At 70.7% G+C, this 16,283-nt stretch carries 12 protein-coding genes, 2 tRNA genes and 1 pseudogene; 5 read left to right on the forward strand and 10 right to left on the reverse strand.

Annotation, left to right across the window (positions count from 1 at the left end):
- Nucleotides 1-3: 3 nt before the first annotated feature.
- Entirely contained in the window at nucleotides 4-2,883 is a 2,880-nt protein-coding gene (locus Q2K20_RS11055; protein ID WP_317176799.1) for a helix-turn-helix transcriptional regulator, read from the forward strand.
- 182 nt (nucleotides 2,884-3,065) lie between these two features.
- A pseudogene (locus tag Q2K20_RS11060) lies at nucleotides 3,066-4,091 on the forward strand (benzoate/H(+) symporter BenE family transporter); the annotation flags it as partial.
- A 161-nt stretch (nucleotides 4,092-4,252) separates the two neighbouring features.
- Here the strand turns inward: Q2K20_RS11060 and clpX are convergent.
- From clpX to Q2K20_RS11085, 5 genes are all read right to left on the reverse strand, one after another.
- Nucleotides 4,253-5,521, reverse strand: a complete 1,269-nt coding sequence (gene clpX / locus Q2K20_RS11065) for an ATP-dependent Clp protease ATP-binding subunit ClpX (RefSeq protein WP_096905794.1) — start codon at nucleotides 5,519-5,521, stop codon at nucleotides 4,253-4,255.
- A 146-nt stretch (nucleotides 5,522-5,667) separates the two neighbouring features.
- Entirely contained in the window at nucleotides 5,668-6,291 is a 624-nt protein-coding gene (locus Q2K20_RS11070; protein ID WP_119192402.1) for an ATP-dependent Clp protease proteolytic subunit, read from the reverse strand.
- A gap of 68 nt (nucleotides 6,292-6,359) precedes the next feature.
- On the reverse strand, nucleotides 6,360-7,022 hold the full coding sequence (locus Q2K20_RS11075; RefSeq protein ID WP_096905796.1) for an ATP-dependent Clp protease proteolytic subunit: 663 nt from the start codon (nucleotides 7,020-7,022) through the stop codon (nucleotides 6,360-6,362).
- 209 nt (nucleotides 7,023-7,231) lie between these two features.
- Nucleotides 7,232-8,644 (reverse strand): trigger factor, encoded by a 1,413-nt coding sequence (gene tig, locus Q2K20_RS11080; RefSeq protein ID WP_159148571.1) that lies wholly within the window; start codon nucleotides 8,642-8,644, stop codon nucleotides 7,232-7,234.
- A gap of 50 nt (nucleotides 8,645-8,694) precedes the next feature.
- A tRNA-Pro gene (locus Q2K20_RS11085) sits at nucleotides 8,695-8,771 on the reverse strand.
- A gap of 200 nt (nucleotides 8,772-8,971) precedes the next feature.
- On the opposite strand from Q2K20_RS11085, the gene Q2K20_RS11090 reads away from it, so the two are divergent.
- Nucleotides 8,972-9,045: transfer RNA gene (locus Q2K20_RS11090), tRNA-Gly, on the forward strand.
- Here the strand turns inward: Q2K20_RS11090 and Q2K20_RS11095 are convergent.
- The 4 genes from Q2K20_RS11095 to Q2K20_RS11110 form a co-directional block, all read right to left on the reverse strand.
- Nucleotides 9,014-10,066 (reverse strand): alpha/beta fold hydrolase, encoded by a 1,053-nt coding sequence (locus Q2K20_RS11095; protein ID WP_082924104.1) that lies wholly within the window; start codon nucleotides 10,064-10,066, stop codon nucleotides 9,014-9,016. The two genes, Q2K20_RS11090 and Q2K20_RS11095, sit on opposite strands and share 32 nt — an antisense overlap.
- A 151-nt stretch (nucleotides 10,067-10,217) precedes the next feature.
- Nucleotides 10,218-11,045, reverse strand: coding sequence for an Fpg/Nei family DNA glycosylase (locus tag Q2K20_RS11100; RefSeq protein ID WP_067719779.1), 828 nt, complete (start codon nucleotides 11,043-11,045; stop codon nucleotides 10,218-10,220).
- A gap of 6 nt (nucleotides 11,046-11,051) precedes the next feature.
- Nucleotides 11,052-11,525, reverse strand: a complete 474-nt coding sequence (locus Q2K20_RS11105; protein ID WP_269529092.1) for a ribose-5-phosphate isomerase — start codon at nucleotides 11,523-11,525, stop codon at nucleotides 11,052-11,054.
- Nucleotides 11,526-11,569: 44 nt separating this feature from the next.
- Nucleotides 11,570-12,196: a DsbA family protein gene (locus tag Q2K20_RS11110; RefSeq protein WP_269529091.1), complete on the reverse strand. Its 627-nt coding sequence runs from the start codon at nucleotides 12,194-12,196 to the stop codon at nucleotides 11,570-11,572.
- A 113-nt stretch (nucleotides 12,197-12,309) separates the two neighbouring features.
- On the opposite strand from Q2K20_RS11110, the gene pepN reads away from it, so the two are divergent.
- Entirely contained in the window at nucleotides 12,310-14,928 is a 2,619-nt protein-coding gene (gene pepN / locus Q2K20_RS11115) for an aminopeptidase N (protein ID WP_269529090.1), read from the forward strand.
- A 33-nt stretch (nucleotides 14,929-14,961) separates the two neighbouring features.
- Here the strand turns inward: pepN and Q2K20_RS11120 are convergent, their stop codons facing one another.
- The gene (locus Q2K20_RS11120; RefSeq protein WP_069390061.1) at nucleotides 14,962-15,573 is read right to left on the reverse strand and encodes an HNH endonuclease; all 612 of its coding nucleotides are present in this window, start codon (nucleotides 15,571-15,573) and stop codon (nucleotides 14,962-14,964) included.
- A gap of 283 nt (nucleotides 15,574-15,856) precedes the next feature.
- Between Q2K20_RS11120 and Q2K20_RS11125 the strand changes: the two genes are divergently transcribed.
- Nucleotides 15,857-16,252, forward strand: a complete 396-nt coding sequence (locus tag Q2K20_RS11125; protein ID WP_082924117.1) for a globin — start codon at nucleotides 15,857-15,859, stop codon at nucleotides 16,250-16,252.
- The last annotated feature ends 31 nt before the right edge of the window (nucleotides 16,253-16,283 follow it).

The raw sequence follows: 16,283 nt of genomic DNA on the forward strand, positions 1-16,283 counted from the left end.
CGCATGACCTTCGCCCACCCCGTCCCCCGCTACGGTCACCACCGCGCCGCGGATCGTCTCCACTCGATCCACGGCGCGGTGGCGGGCAAGCGGTCGACGACCGTGCTGGTCACCGCCGCCGACGGTGGGGGCAAGAGCCACCTCGTCGATTCCGTGGTCGCCGAACTCGCCGGGGTCACCTCGGTGCTCGTGCGGGCGCTGCCATGGGAGAAGGACACGAGGCTCGTCGTGGCCGCCCGGGTCCTCGAGCGCCTGCCCCGGCCCGACACCGAACCCCCACGTCGCGCAGGGGCCGCAGAGACGGCCGGGGTCGCCGGGGCAGCGGGGGCCGCAGAGACGGCCGGGCCGGTCGGTGACGTCGTGCTCGTCGAGGCCCTGGCCCGGGCGTTCGTCACCGCCGGCCCCGGCGCGGTGGTGGTGATCGACGACGCGGAGTACTCCGATCCCGACTCCCTGCGTGTCCTGGCCTCGGCTGTGGAGGCGGCCGGCCGGGCCTCCGTCATGCTCGTGCTGACCCTCGGCAGCCCCGCGCACGGTCCCTCCGCCGAACTGTGCGCGGAACTGGCCCGCGAGACCGTGCGGCTGGGAGCCCTGGACCAGTCCGAGATCCGGACGCTCGTCGCGACCCGGACCGGGCGCGAACCGTCCGCCGCGGCGGCCCGGCGCCTACTGGACTACACGGGCGGCGAGGCGGGTGCCGTCGCGACGGTCGCCGATCAGGCACCCGACTCGTGGTGGATCGCCCCCTTCTCCGTTCCGCCGCTGCCCGCCTCCGTCGAGCGGGAGACGGCGGCCCTGCTCGCCGCGATGGTGCCCGGACAGCGGGAGGTCATCGAGGCTGCCGCCGTCCTGTCTCCCCCCGTCACGCTCGAGTCGCTGACCGCGCTCATCTCCGCGCGGGGCGGGACCGTCCCCGGCCCCGCGCTCGTGTCCGCCGCCCTGGACGCCGCCCACACGGCGGACCTGGCCCAGGTGGACCTCTCCCCCGGCGCCGCGACCGTCCGGTTCCGCTCCCCGCTGCTGCGGACGGCGGTCCTGCGCGGGGTCCCGCCCAGCGAACTCCTCCACCTGCATACGCTGGCCGGCCGCGTCGCCGAGGCCGCCGACGACGTCGACGGCGCACTCGACCACCGTGCCTCCGCGTCGACCGGGCCCGATGCGGACCTGGCCGAGACGCTGCGCGCCCGCGCGCTCGTGCACGCCCGCGCCGGTCGATGGAGCTCGGCCGGCCACGCCTACCTCACCGCGGCGGCGCTCACCCCGGACGGCGACCGCGCCCGCGACCTGCACATCGACGGGGTCGACGCACTCATCAACGCGGGCCGGATCAGTGAGGCCCGATCACTGGCCCAGGGACTGGAGCGGGTGCGGTCGGATCCCCGGCGGGACGCCGTGCTGGGATCCCTCGCGGTGCACCTCGGTCACGCCGGGGAGGCCCAGGTCCTGCTCGACCGCGCCCTCGCCGCCCGGGAGGGCGGCGTGCCGGGTTCGCCCGCCGCGGACCCGGTCGCCCTGGCCCAGAAGTTCGTCGTCCACTCCCTGTGCGAGTGGCGACCGACCCGCATCCGCCACTGGACACGGGTGGTCACCGGCAGCGGGCGCCCGGACCAACCCGAGTTCGAGGAGGCCCGGGCCATCGAGATGCTGGGCCGCGCGATCGAGGGCGCGGGCGGTCCCGACGCGTCCCCCGCCGTCGATGACCGGCTCGCCGGTCTCGCGCCGGCCGTGGCCCAGCGCTTCGAGATGGCGGCGGGGTGGATCGCCCTGGCTCGCGACGACCTGGAGACCGCCCGCCGGCACCTGGGGTCCGCCGTCCCCACGGCGGACGTCTCGGGCTCCGCACGCATCTCCATCTGGGCCCAGGCGTGGCTCGCCCGCACGCTCCTGCTGCGCGGCGACTGGGATGACGCCCTGCGGGTGGTGGACACCGCCGCCCGCAGGGTCGACGATCTCGAACTGGACCTGCTGGCCCCGGTCGTGCACTGGCCCGGCGCCGTCATCCGGTCCATGCGGGGTGACCACCTCGGGGCGGCCGCCCACCTGCGCAATCTCACGACCAGCGCCGACGCCTACCCGGTCCAGGTCATCCCGTCGGCGATGGCGCGGATGCAGGTGGCGGCCTCGTCCGGTGACTACACGTCCGTGCGTCTGGCCGCCGAGCCCCTGGTGGCCCTGTCCCGCGAGCTCGACATCGATCAGCCCGGGTACTGGCCGTGGCACGACCTGTACTCCCACGCTCTCGTCCTCGCGGGTCGGCTCGACGAGGCGGAGGACCTCATCGGTCCCGCCGAGGCCCGCGCCGAGCGCCGGGGCCACCGTTCCACCCTCGCCCGGCTCGGAGCGGTGCGCGCCCGTATCGCCGCGGTGCGCGGGGACGTCGACGAGTGCAACCGGATCTTCCGGCGCAGTCTCGACCACCTCGACGGCCTGGCCATGCCCTACTACTCCGCGCGCATGCACTTCGGCTACGGGCAGACCCTGCGCAGGGCCGGCCGACGCCGGGAGGCGCACCTCGCGCTGGGCACCGCCCGCGACATCTACGAGCAACTGGGCGCCCGCGCCTACGTGGAGCGGTGCGATCGCGAACGACGCGCGGGCGGTGTGGACGTGGCCAGGACGGGGGGCAACAGCACCCTGACGCCTCAGGAGAGTGCGGTCGCGACGCTCGTCGCCGCGGGCCGGACCAACGCCCAGGCGGCCGAGGAGTTGTTCCTGTCGGTCAAGACCGTCCAGTACCACCTGACCCGCATCTACTCGAAGCTCGGAGTGAGCGGTCGCACCGAGCTGGCCGCACACGTCTCCCGCAGCAGCGAGCCCTTCCGTACCGACTCGCCCCGTATCGATTCAGCGCGTACCGACCCCGACCCCACGGGAGACCTGTGAGCAACGGAACCCCGGACGACACCACCGTCCGCCCCGCCGACCGCCCCGCCGACCCGACCGCGACCGGCCAACCGCCCGCGCGCGGCCGCCGACGCGATTCCGCCCCGGTGGCGCGCCCCTCGCCCCGCCGGGTCCTCGCCGACCTCGGCCCCCGCGAGTTCGCCAACGCGCTGATCGCGCTCGTGTTCTCTGCGACCGGCCCCGTCGCCGTCATCCTCGCCGCCGGCGGGCAGGGCGACCTGTCCCCCGCACAGTTGTCCTCGTGGATCTTCGGCGTGTTCTTCGCCAACGGACTGCTCACCATCCTCATGAGCTGGGTCTACCGCACGCCGCTGGCGTTCTTCTGGACCATCCCGGGCACCGTGATCGTCGGCAACTCGCTCGGGCACCTGCGGTGGTCGGAGGTCCTGGGGGCCTACGTCGTGACCGGGGTGCTGATCCTGCTGGTCGGGCTGACCGGCCTGGCCCGCCGGCTCATGGACTGGATCCCCATGCCGATCATCATGGCGATGGTCGCCGGGGTGTTCCTCCGGTTCGGGCTGGGACTGGTCGAGGCCGTGTGGGCCTCCGTCGCGGTGGCCCTACCGATGGCGATCGCGTTCCTCGTCGTCGGCGCCGTCCCCCGCCTGGCCAGGGTGGTACCGCCCATTCTGGCCGCGATGGTCGTGGGGATCGTCGCCGTGGTCCTGTCCGGCGGGCTGTCGCGCGGCGTCCTCGACGACGGGCTGATCGCCGCCCCCATGCTGCAGGCCCCGGAGTTCACCCTCCGGGCGATCGCCGAGCTGGTCGTGCCACTGGCCATCACCGTCCTCGTGGTGCAGAACGGTCAGGGCATCGCGGTCCTGCGCGCGAAGGGCCACCACCCCCCGGTCTCGGCATGCGCGGTGGCGTGCGGCGTCTGGTCCCTGCTGGTCTCGGCGGTCGGCGCGGTCTCGACGTGCCTGACCGGACCGACGAACGCCCTGCTCGTCTCCTCCGGTGAGCGCGACCGCCACTACGCCGCCGCGATCGCCAACGGCGGCCTGGCCCTGGTGGTCGGCGTCTTCTCCCCGGCCTTCGTCGGGCTCATCCTCGGCACGCCCGCGGCGTTCATCGCGGCCCTGGGCGGGTTGGCGATGCTCGCGCCGCTGCAGTCGGCGTTCGTCACCGCGTTCCGGACCGACCGGGCACTCGGACCGCTCGTGTGCCTGCTCGTCACCGTCGCGGACGTGTCGTTGCTCGGGATCTCGGCGCCGTTCTGGGGCATCGTGCTGGGGATGGCCGTCCAGGCTGCTGGAGCGGCGGGCCGCGGCCTGACCCGGCGCCCGCCCGGGCCGGAGACGACGGAAGGCCCCCGCCGAGTGGCGGGGGCCTTCTCACGGGTCCGGTATCAGGCGGAACGCTCGCGCAGCTCCTCGTCGGAGAAGGGGACGATCGTCGGCAGGACGTTGTCGCGGACCGTCTCACCGGTGACCACGACGCGGGCGACGTCATCGCGCCCGGGGATGTCGTACATGACCGGCAGGAGGACCTCCTCCATGATGGCGCGCAGGCCACGGGCACCGGTCCCCCGCAGGATCGCCTGGTCGGCCACGGCCTCGAGCGCGTCCTCGGTGAACTCCAGCTCGACACCGTCCATCTCGAACAGCCGGGCGTACTGCTTCACCAGTGCGTTCTTGGGCTCGGAGAGGATGTTGACCAGGGCCTCGCGGTCCAGGCTCGTCACGGTCGCCACGACGGGCAGGCGGCCGATGAACTCGGGGATCAACCCGTACTTCACCAGGTCCTCCGGCATGACCTCGCTGAAGTTGTCGGTCGTGTCGAGGTCCTTCTTGCTGGCGACCTCGGACCCGAAACCCATCCCCTTGCGACCCACGCGGTCGCCGACGATCTTCTCCAGGCCCTGGAAGGCACCGGCCACGATGAACAACACGTTGGACGTGTCGATCTGGATGAACTCCTGGTGCGGGTGCTTGCGGCCGCCCTGCGGCGGCACCGACGCCTGCGTGCCCTCGAGGATCTTCAGCAGCGCCTGCTGGACGCCCTCACCGGAGACGTCCCGGGTGATCGACGGGTTCTCGGCCTTGCGGGCGATCTTGTCGACCTCGTCGATGTAGATGATGCCCATCTCGGCACGCTTGGTGTCGAAGTCCGCAGCCTGGATGAGCTTGAGGAGGATGTTCTCCACGTCTTCGCCCACGTAACCGGCCTCGGTCAACGCGGTGGCGTCCGCGATCGCGAAGGGCACGTTGAGCATCTTGGCCAACGTCTGGGCGAGGTACGTCTTGCCACAGCCGGTGGGTCCCAGCATGAGGATGTTGGACTTGGCCAACTCGACACCGTCGCCGCGGCCGAGGGAGGCCCCCACCCGGATGCGCTTGTAGTGGTTGTAGACGGCCACCGCCAGGTTCCGCTTGGCGGCGTCCTGCCCCACCACATACTCGTCCAGGAACGCGTGGATCTCGGACGGCTTGGGCAGCGTGTCCGGACCCGTCTCCTGCGCATCGTCGACCTCGGACTCGATGATCTCGTTGCACAGCTCGATGCACTCGTCGCAGATGTAGACGCCGGGACCGGCGATCAGCTTCTTGACCTGCTTCTGGCTCTTCCCACAGAAGGAACACTTCAACAGGTCGCCGCTCTCACCTACACGCGCCATGAGTTCTACGTCCTCGCATTCCGGGGGCGCCGATGTCACGCCCCGTAGTCGACGGTACGCGGTGACGGCCGTAAAGCCGACCCCGCGTGATCAGTTCATTGCACCCGACGGCGCACCGCTACCCCCAGCGGCGCGCCGCCGTCGGCTCAGTTGCTCGTCGACAGTTTGCGGTAGTCGAACACGGTGTCGATGATCCCGTAGTCCTTGGCCTCCGCGGCCGTGAGGATCTTGTCGCGATCGGTGTCCTTGCGGACCTGATCGGCGGTGCGCCCGGTGTGCTGGGCCAGCGTGGTCTCCATGAGGCGACGCATCCGCTCGATCTCCGCGGCCTGGATCTCGAGGTCGGAGACCTGGCCCTGGATGCCGCCGGTGGCCGGCTGGTGGATGAGCACGCGGGCGTTGGGCAGCGCGGCCCGCTTCCCCTTGGTGCCCGCCGCGAGCAGGACCGCGGCGGCCGACGCGGCCTGGCCGAGGCAGACCGTCACGATGTCCGGCCGCACGTACTGCATGGTGTCGTAGATCGCCATGAGCGAGGTGAACGAGCCACCCGGCGAGTTGATGTACATGGTGATGTCGCGGTCCGGGTCCTGACCCTCCAGGACCAGCAGCTGGGCCATGATGTCGTTCGCCGAGGCGTCGTCGACCTGGGTGCCCAGGAAGATGATGCGCTCCTCGAAGAGCTTGTTGTAGGGGTTGGACTCCTTGACGCCGTAGCTGGAGTGCTCGACGAAGGACGGCAGGATGTATCGGGAGGTCGGCATTGAGGTCATCGGTGACTCCGTGGTGGTGTGCGGGGCTGGGTGGGCTGCGGGAGCGCTCCCGTGGGCGGAGGGCTCGATCACGACGGCGAGGTCCCGCCCGTCTGGGACGCACGCGAGATCACGTGGTCGACGAACCCGTACTCCTTGGCCTCCTCCGCGGAGAACCAGCGGTCACGGTCGGAGTCCTCGGTGACCTGCTCGAACGACTGGCCCGTGTGGAAGGCGATGAGCTCGGCCATCTCACGCTTGGTGGCGGCGTACTGCTCGGCCTGGATGGCGATGTCGGCGGCCGAACCACCGACACCGGCCGACGGCTGGTGCATCATGATCTTCGCGTGCGGCAGGGCGTAGCGCTTGCCCTTGGTGCCCGCGGTCAGCAGAAACTGACCCATCGAGGCGGCCAGGCCCATGCCGTAGGTGGCCACGTCGCACTCGACGAACTGCATCGTGTCGTAGATCGCCATGCCGGCCGTCACGGAACCACCGGGCGAGTTGATGTACAGCGCGATGTCGCGGGTGGGGTCCTCCGCCGCGAGCAGCAGGATCTGCGCGCAGAGGCGGTTGGAGATGTCGTCGTCGACCTGGGAGCCCAGGAAGATGATCCGCTCCTGCAGGAGGCGCTCGTACACGGAGTCGCCGAGGGTGAGTCCGTGCGACCCCGGCGAGCTGAGTGCGGGCTGCGTCGAACCGGGCTGAGCCGCTGAACCGTTCTGGGCCACGGGGAACCTACCTTCGCTCATCGTCTTCACCGCTAGCGCGGCGCCCGGCCGACCGGTGGCCGGGGAACCGTTACGTCAAACACTAACCAACACCGACGACGGAACCGTCCCGCCGGGGCGGGTGTTCGCTCTCAGCGTCGGGCCACCAGCATCGTCCGCGGGGGCCACGACGACAGGGCCGGGGCCGCGTGGTGCGGTCCCGGCCCTGTCGGGGGTCGATCAGGGGACGATCAGGCGTCGGAGTCCTTCTCGTCCGCTGCCGTCTCGTCGGCGTCGGACGCGGTCGCCTCGGCGTCATCGGCGGAGTCGGCGGAGTCGGCCTCGACGGTGCCGAAGAACTCGCTGGTGTCGACGACGTTGCCCTCGGTGTCCTTGACAGTGACCTTGCCGATCACGTCGGCCAGAGCCTTGGACCGGCGGACGTCGGAGAACAGCGAGCCGAGCTGACCGGCCTGCTGGATCTGCTGCACGAACTGGTTGGGGTCCATGCCGTAGCGCTGGGCCTGGAACAGGATGTGCTGGGTGAGCTCTTCCTGCGAGACATCGGTCGAGTTCTGCTCGGCGACGGCATCCAGCAGCAGCTGGCTGCGGATGGCGCGGGCGGCACCCTCACGGGTCTCGGCCTCGAAGGTCTCGCGGTCGGTGCCCTCGGCGGCCAGCGCCTGGTCCAGGATGGACGCGTCGCCACCGAACTGGTCGATGAGCTGGTGCATCTGGGCGTGGGCCTCGGACTCGACGACCGCCTCCGGGGTGGGGACGTCGGTGGCCTCCATCAGCGCGTCGAGGACCTTGTCGCGGATCTCGCCCGCCAGGCCGGCCTTGGCCTGCTGCGCGACCTTCTCGGTCAGATCGGCCTTGAGCTCGTCGAGGGTGTCGAACTCGCTGGCCATCTGCGCGAACTCGTCGTCGGCCTCGGGCAGCTCGCGCTCCTTGACGGACTGAACGGTGACGGTGATGACCGCCTCCTTGCCGGCGTGGTCACCGGCGACGAGCGAGGAGGTGAACTCCTTGGACTCGCCGGCCTTGAGACCCGCCGCCGCGTCGTCCAGGCCCTCGACGAGGGTGCCCGAGCCGAGCTCGTAGGACAGTCCCTCGGTGGAGGCTTCGTCGACGGGCTCGCCGTCGACGGTCGCGGCCAGGTCCACCGAGAGGAAGTCGCCCGTGGTGGCGCCGCGCTCGACGCCCTTGAGGGTGCCGAAGCGGGCTCGCAGGTTGTCCAGCTCCGCGTCGACGGCGGCCTCGTCGGTCTCGGGGGCCTCGACGGTGACCTCGAGGTCCTCGAAGGTCGGCAGGGTGATCTCCGGGCGGATGTCGACCTCGGCGGTGAACTCGACGACGTCGTTGTCCTCCAGCTTGGTCACCTCGATCTCGGGTTGGGCCAGCACGACGAGCTCGTGCTCGTCGACGGCCTGGCTGTAGCGCGACGGGATCATGTCGTTGATGACCTGCTCGAGGACCGCCGGGCGACCGATCCGCGACTCGAGGAGCTTGGCCGGGGCCTTACCCGGGCGGAAGCCCGGGATGTTGACCTGGCCGGCGAGCGACTTGTAGGCCTTGGCGAAATCCGGCTCGAGCTCCGCGAACGGCACCTCCACGGTGATCTTGACCCGGGTCGGGTTGAGCTGCTCGACAGTGCTCTTCACGGTGATGTTCTCCTAGGAAGTCATGTGGGGTTCGTGTCTTTCGGCTCCGCTGGTCGGGATGACAGGATTCGAACCTGCGACCCTCCGCTCCCAAAGCGGATGCGCTACCAAGCTGCGCCACATCCCGGTGAGTCGCGCGGCCGACCATCCCGCGATCATGCACAGGACATCCGCCGGGCCGCAAACCAACTCGCCCAGTGTACGACAGGGCCATCCGCCCGCCGATTCCGACTTGTCGGGCCGGGAGTTGGGAGCGCCGCCAGGGTCCGGTAGTGTTGTCCGGGCGTGAGCGTGACCGTGGATGAAACGCCAGGTCAGGCTGCCGACGCGGGTGTAGCTTAATGGTAAAGCCCCTGCCTTCCAAGCAGGCTACGCGGGTTCGATTCCCGTCACCCGCTCCACAGATCCCGCGGGAATCGCCCCGCTACCGTCGATCCGTCGCCAGTATTCGAGAAGCTGGGCACCGATCGCCTCCTTTTCCTGCATGGGCAGTGAGTGGGTCGCATCCGGCCAGAGCGTGACGTCAGCTTCCGGCCGGAGACGGCGGAGGCGGTCCACCGCCTTCTGTCCACCCGCGAGAGACGACGTCCCGGCGATATCAGCGCGCACCGGCATGGGCAGCTGACGCCATTCGTCGTCCGTGAGAGTGCGAGGCACGGGCAGAGCCGGACTGAAGTGCTTCGAGGCCGTCGCGATCAGGTCGGCGAGCGCGGAGCCCCGGCGTGTCTCCTCGACGGTGGTGCCCCCCAGTCGGGCGAGAGCGATCGCCTGCCATCCGGCGGGCAACGGCATCTGCGCCATCGTCGCCCAGAGAAAGGCGCCGACGGGAAGACGATCGATCACCATGACCGGTTCGATCACGGTCAACGAGGCGAGCTGCTCGGGACTGGCCATCGCGTGGGCGCACGCACTGGCCCCGCCAAAGCTGTGTCCGACGACGTGCACCTTGTCCAGTCCAAGGGTGGAGACGACCTGGGCGATCCACTCGCCCTGCTGCTCGAAGCGCAGGAGCGGGACGGTCTGCGCGGAGAATCCCGCATCGCCGAGCGGGTCGACCGCCAGGAAGCTCCTCTGGCCGATCCACTCCTCGAGGTTCTCCTGCCACATGACGGCACCCGACCGCATGCCGGGGAGAAGGAGCACGGGTGTCCCCCCACCCTCGACCCGCCACTCGAGCGCGCGCACGGTCCCGAACTCGGTGGCGATCTCATGCACCACCGGTTTTTCCGGGAGCGCATCGAGGACGAGCCCGTAGAAGGTGGAGTACTCCCGCTTGGACTGTAGGCAGTCCCAGTGGCCCACCGTCTGACGGTGAACGATCGTGTCCCGCAGCTTGTCCACTATCAGCGAGGTCGCGATGGCACCCCCCGCCACTGCGGCGAGCTGCCACTTGAGCCTGGATGTGGCGGTCTCCGACGACACCGATCCTCCTCTGGCCGACGGCGTCCCGGTCGGCCTCTAGAAACCGAATTCACGCCAGACCCTGCCAGCTGTCGTCCCCCGCCGGCTGACAACGCCGGGCCTTCTCGGTGAAATCAGCGACAAATCTCGACGACCCGGATCCCCGTGGCTATCACTCCGCTGCCTGACACGTCGGACACCAGAACAACGTCCTGGCTTCCATGGTCTGCAGGCGGATCTCGTCCCCGCACACCCGGCACGCCCACCCGTCACGTTGGTAGACGTAGTTGCGCGGCCGGTCCGCGCCCCGCCTGGGGACGTCGCCGTGGTCGTGTTCGGGCCGGATCGTCACGATCCCCCCGGTGTCCACACCGACTGCCATCAGCGCCACGAGGTCGTCCCACAGGGCGTGGAACTCAGCGCGTCCCAACTCCACACCCGGCCGGAACGGGTCGAGGCCGGCCCGGAACAGCACCTCGGCGCGGTAGACGTTGCCCACCCCGGCCAGCACCTTCTGGTCCATCAGCAGCGCGCCGATGGTGCGCGAACTGCGGGAGATCCGCGCCCACGCCCGATCGGGGTCGGCGCCCGGGTCCAGGGGGTCCGGACCCAGACGCGCGTGCACCTCGGCCACGCCCTTCTCGTCGATGACCTCGCACCGGGTGGGCCCGCGCAGGTCGATGACGTGGGCGGGGCCGTCGCCGCGCGCGTCGCTCACGCGCATCCGCACCTGGCCGACCGGCGCGGGCGGCTCGTGGCCGTCGAGCACCAGGTGGGTGTTGAAGAATCCGTAGAGGCCCAGGTGGATGTGGACGGCCAGGCCGCCCTCGTAGTGGTGGAAGAGGTGCTTACCGACGGCCGTGGCGTGGTCGAAGTGCCGACCGTCGACGCTGACGTGGTCGGCGAACCGCCCCTGCGGGCTGGACACACGAACGGGCCCGCCTGCGAAGTACTCGGTGTGCAGGCGGGCCAGCCGGTGAAGGGTGTGCCCTTCAGGCACGGGGACTCAGGCGCCGGGGACGGGCGGGGCCTCGTGGGTGCGCTCGTACTCGGCGAGGATGTCGATGCGCCGCTGATGACGCTCGACCCCCGACCACTCCTGGTCGAGGAAGGCGTCGACGATCGCGAGCGCCTCCTCCTGTGAGTGCATGCGACCGCCGATTCCGATCAGCTGTGCGTTGTTGTGCTCGCGCGCCAGGCGGGCGGTCTCGACGCTCCAGGCAAGGGCGCAGCGGGCGCCGGGAACCTTGTTGGCCGCGATCTGCTCGCCGTTGCCGGATCCGCCCAGCACGATGCCGAGGCTGCCCGGGTCCGCGACGACCCTGCGGGCCGCGTCGATGCAGAAGGCTGGGTAGTCGTCCTCGGCGTCGTAGGTGTGGGCGCCGCAGTCGACCACCTCGTGGCCGGAGGCCGTCAGGTGCTCGGCGATGACGTTCTTGGTCTCGAAGCCGGCGTGGTCCGCTCCCAGGTAGATGCGCATGGCGGCGATTCTGCCACGCGCGACCGCGACCCCACCCCCGGGTCTCAGTCGAACTGCGGGTCCTCGGTACGGCTTCGCTTGAGCTCGAAGAAGTACGGGTAGTCGGCGAGCATGGCGGCGCCGTCGAAGACCTTGCCGGCGTCCTCGCCTCGCGGGATGCGGGTGAGGACGGGACCGAAGAACGCGGTGCCGTCGACGTGGAGGACCGGGGTCCCGACCTCGTCGCCCACCGGGTCCATGCCACGGTGGTGGGAGGCGCGCAGCTCGTCGTCGTACTCGTCGGTCCCCGCGGCGGCGGCGAGGTCGGCGTCCAGGCCTGCAGCCTGGAGCGCCTCGGTGATCACGGTGGGGTCCTCGATGCCGCGGCCCTGGTCGTGGATGCGGGTGCCCAACTCGGTGTACAGCGTCCCGAGGACCTCCGGACCGTGGAGCTTCGCCGCGGCGATGGCCACGCGTACCGGCCCCCAGCCGCGCTGCATCAGTGCCGTGTACTCCTCGGGCAGGTCGCGGCCCTCGTTGAGCACGGACAGGCTCATGACGTTCCACGTCAGCGAGATGTCGCGGACCTTCTCCACCTCGAGGATCCAGCGGCTGGTGACCCAGGCGAACGGGCACAGCGGGTCGAACCAGAAGTCGACGGAGCGGGTGGCGGACCGGGCAGTAGATGTCATGACCCCATCCTCCCCGTCTCCGGCAGCCGCCGCCACTGCGGCCGCCTCGGCTCCCCACCGGGTGGTAGGACTGGTGCGGTAGCCGAACCCCCACCGAACCGAGGTCCTCACCGATGCGCTCGCTCAACCTCACCCGCGCCGACGCCGCCGCCCGGTCGGAACTGCTCGCCGTCGAGTCGTACGACGTAGAGATCGATCTCACCGACGGCCACGGCAGTCCCGGGACCGACACCTTCCGTTCGCGCACCGTGGTGCGGTTCTCCTGCTCGCGTCCGGGTGCGGAGACCTTCATCGACCTCCGCGCGGCCGTGATCCGGTCGGCGACCCTGAACGGCCGGGAACTGTTCCCGGCCCCCGGGGACGAGCGGTACGACGACGAGCAGTACGACGACGAGGACGGCATCACCCTGCCCGACCTGCAGGCGACGAATGAGCTGATCGTGGACGCCGATCTGGCGTACACCACCACCGGCGAGGGCCTGCACCGGATGGTCGACCCGGCCGACGGGGAGGTCTATCTCTACTCGCAGTTCGAGACGGCGGACGCCAAGCGCGTGTTCGCCTGCTTCGACCAGCCCGACCTCAAGGCCCGCTACACCCTGACGGTGACCGCGCCCGAGCAGTGGGTGGTGGTGGCCAACACCCCGGCCGAGGAGTCCCCGGCCCCCGGCGGTGGCGTGGTGCACCGCTTCGCCCCCACCGAGATCATGTCGACGTACCTGGTCGCCCTCATCGCGGGCCCGTACCACGTGGTGGAGGACGCCTACACCGACGAGCACGGCACCATCCCTCTACGCTTGCTGTGCCGGGCGTCGCTGGCGGAGTTCCTCGACTCGGAACGCCTGTTCGCCGAGACCAAGGAGGGCTTCGGCTTCTACCACCGTGAGTTCGGCCTGCCGTACGCGTTCGGCAAGTACGACCAGATCTTCGTCCCCGAGTTCAACGCCGGGGCCATGGAGAACGCCGGCGCCGTGACGTTCCTCGAGGACTACGTCTTCCGCTCCAGGGCCACCGGCTACCGCTACGAGCGGCGCAACGAGACGATCCTGCACGAGATGGCGCACATGTGGTTCGGCGACCTGGTGACCATGTTCTGGTGGGACGACCTGTGGCTCAACGAGTCGTTCGCCACGTTCGCCTCGGTGCTGGCCCAGGTCGACGCGACGCAGTACACGGACGCCTGGACGACCTTCGCGATCGTGGAGAAGTCGTGGGCGTACCGCCAGGACCAGCTGCCCTCCACGCATCCCGTCGCCGCGGACATGACCGACCTGGAGACGGTGGAGACGAATTTCGACGGGATCACCTACGCCAAGGGCGCCTCGGTGCTCAAGCAGCTGGTGGCCTACGTGGGCCGCGAGCCGTTCCTGGCCGGTCTGCGCGCGTACTTCGCCGAGCACGCCTTCGGCAACGCCCGGTTCGACGACCTGCTCTCGGCGCTGGAGACGTCGTCGGGTCGCGACCTGTCGGGGTGGGCCGACCAGTGGCTGCGCACGACCGGCATCAACCCGATCTCCGTCGAGGTCACGACCGGCGGCGATGCCCGCACGATCGATGACCTCACCGTGGTCCAGGGCCCCGCGTCCCCGGGCGCCGGGGAGCTGCGCACCCACCGGCTCGGCGTGGGCCTGTACAGCCGCGACGGGTCCGGTGCGATCGTGCGCACCGAACGGGCCGAGCTGGACATCTCGGGCGAGCGGACGGCCGTCTCCGCACTGGCCGGGCGGCCCGTGCCCGATCTGGTCCTGCCCAACGACGACGACCTGACCTACTGCTCGGTCCGGCTCGACGAGAGGTCCCTGGCCACCGTCCTGGAGTCGCTCGAGGACGTCGCGGACCCGCTGGCGCGGACGCTGTGCTGGTCCGCGCTGTGGGAGATGACACGGGAGGGGCGCCTGCCGGCCCGCCGGTTCGTCGAGGTCGTGGCCCGGGCCGTGCCGCGTGAGTCCCACATCGGCGTGGTGCAAAGGGTGCTCACCCAGGCCCAGACCGCGCTGGCGCGCTACGCCGACCCGGACTGGGCCGCCGCCACCGGCTGGAAGACGTTCTCCGCGGCCATGCTCACCGCGGCCCGCGACGCCGAAGCGGGGTCCGATCACCAGCTGGCGTTCCTCACCGCCCTGTGCGCCTGCCCGATCGGTGTCGATCAGGGGCGCGTGCTCGCCACGCTCCTCGACGCCGGAGCCGACGAGGCGGGACTGCCCGGTCTCGTCGTCGACACGGACCTGCGCTGGACCGTTCTCACCGCGCTGGTCGCCGCCGGCGCCGCGGACACCGACAGCATCGAGGCGGAACTGGCCACCGACGACACCGCCGGCGGAGCCCGGCGGGCCGCCACCGCGCGTGCCGCCCGCCCCACCGTCGGAGCCAAGGAGGAGGCAGAGCAGCTGCTGCTGGAGACCGGTGCCGACGCCCCCACCAACGCGATCGTGCGCGCCACGCTCCTGGGTGTCGACCTGCCCGGTCAGGAGCACCTGCTCACCGGCCTCTGCGAGCGCTACCTGGACGACGTCACTGCGCTGTGGAGGGCACGACCCGGCGATCTCGCCCAGACCGTCGCCGAGGGGCTCTTCCCGTCCTGGGCGGTGGATCGCGACACCGTCGAGCGTTTCGAGCAGGTCATCGCGGACGAGACCCACCCGTCGGCCCTCCGGCGGATCATCGCCGAGCAGACCGCCGACATGGTCCGGGCTCTGGACGCCCGGGCCGTCGACGCGGCCGAGGCCGGCTGACCGGCCGGTCGGTCGGGCGGCCACACCGGTCGGTCAGGCGGCGTCGAGGTAGAGGTAGTCCTCCCAGTGCGGGCCGATCTCCCGCAACTGGGAGACCAACCGCCAGGTCCGGCCCCGCGGCGCGGCGAGGGGCACCCGCAGCTCCCAGCCGAGCTCGGAGAGCAGCTTGTCGGCCTTGCGGTGGTTGCACGGCGCACAGGAGGCCACGCAGTTCTCCCACCCGTGCGCTCCCCCGCGGCTGCGCGGGATGACGTGGTCGACGGTGGTGGCCTTGGCGCTGCAATAGCCGCACCTGTGTCCGTCGCGGTGCATGAGCGCCGCGCGGGTCATGGGGACCTGCGAGCGGTACGGGATCCGGACGTATTCGCGCAGTCGGATCACCGACGGCACGCGGATCGCGGTGTCCACCGAGCGGACCAGGAGCTCGACCGGGTGGTCATGGACCACGTCGGCCTTACCGCCGATCAACATCACCACCGCGCGGCGGGCGGGCAGGGCCGTCAGGGCCTCGTAGCTGGCGTTGAGCAGCAGGACGCGCGGGGCGGAAGACAGCGGGACGTGCCGGTCCGGGACCGGTTCCAGCCGGGAGGGGGGTCGTGAACCCCGTTGTCGGTACTCCGTGTTCTCGCGCACTGCAGTGCCCATGGTCGGTCTCCGCTCGTCTGCCCCGAACCCAGTGCATCAGCCGTGTCCGGGCTCGTCGTGAACCTCGCCTGCCACGATGATGCACCTTCGGAGAACACTTCGTGCGGCTAACGCGTAGCAGAAGGTGGCCGACCCCGCCGGCTCGGCCCGGCGGGCGGGCGGATCCGGGTCGCCGTCGCGGGATCTCGTCGTCGTCGTCCCCGGGGGGGTCCGGCCACCACCGCCCACCCGCCACCACCTGCCCAGGGGCCCCACGGACACCTGGGCAGGCATGATGGGAGGCATGAGCAGCAGCACCTTTTATGACGAGATCGGTGGAGCGGAGACGTTCCGGAAGATCGTCCACGAGTTCTACCGCCGGGTGGCGGGCGACCCCGTGCTGCGCCCGATGTACCCCGAGGAGGACCTGGGACCGGCCGAGGACCGCCTGCGGATGTTTCTCGAGCAGTACTGGGGAGGGCCCACCACCTACTCCGAGCAGCGCGGGCACCCGAGGCTGCGGATGCGGCACAACCCGTACGTCGTCGACCGCGCCGCCCACGACGCCTGGCTCACCCACATGCTCGCCGCCGTGGACACGATCGACCGCGAGACGCTGGACGACGAACACCGGGCGGCGCTCGTCGACTACCTCACCCGCGCCGCGGCGATGATGGTCAACTCCGCGGAGATCGGGTGAGGCCTCCCTCCCACGCGACGCGCCGGTGGGA

It is taken from the genome of Dietzia sp. IN118, assembly GCF_032905965.1.
In the GTDB taxonomy this organism is placed as follows: Bacteria; Actinomycetota; Actinomycetes; order Mycobacteriales; family Mycobacteriaceae; genus Dietzia; species Dietzia kunjamensis.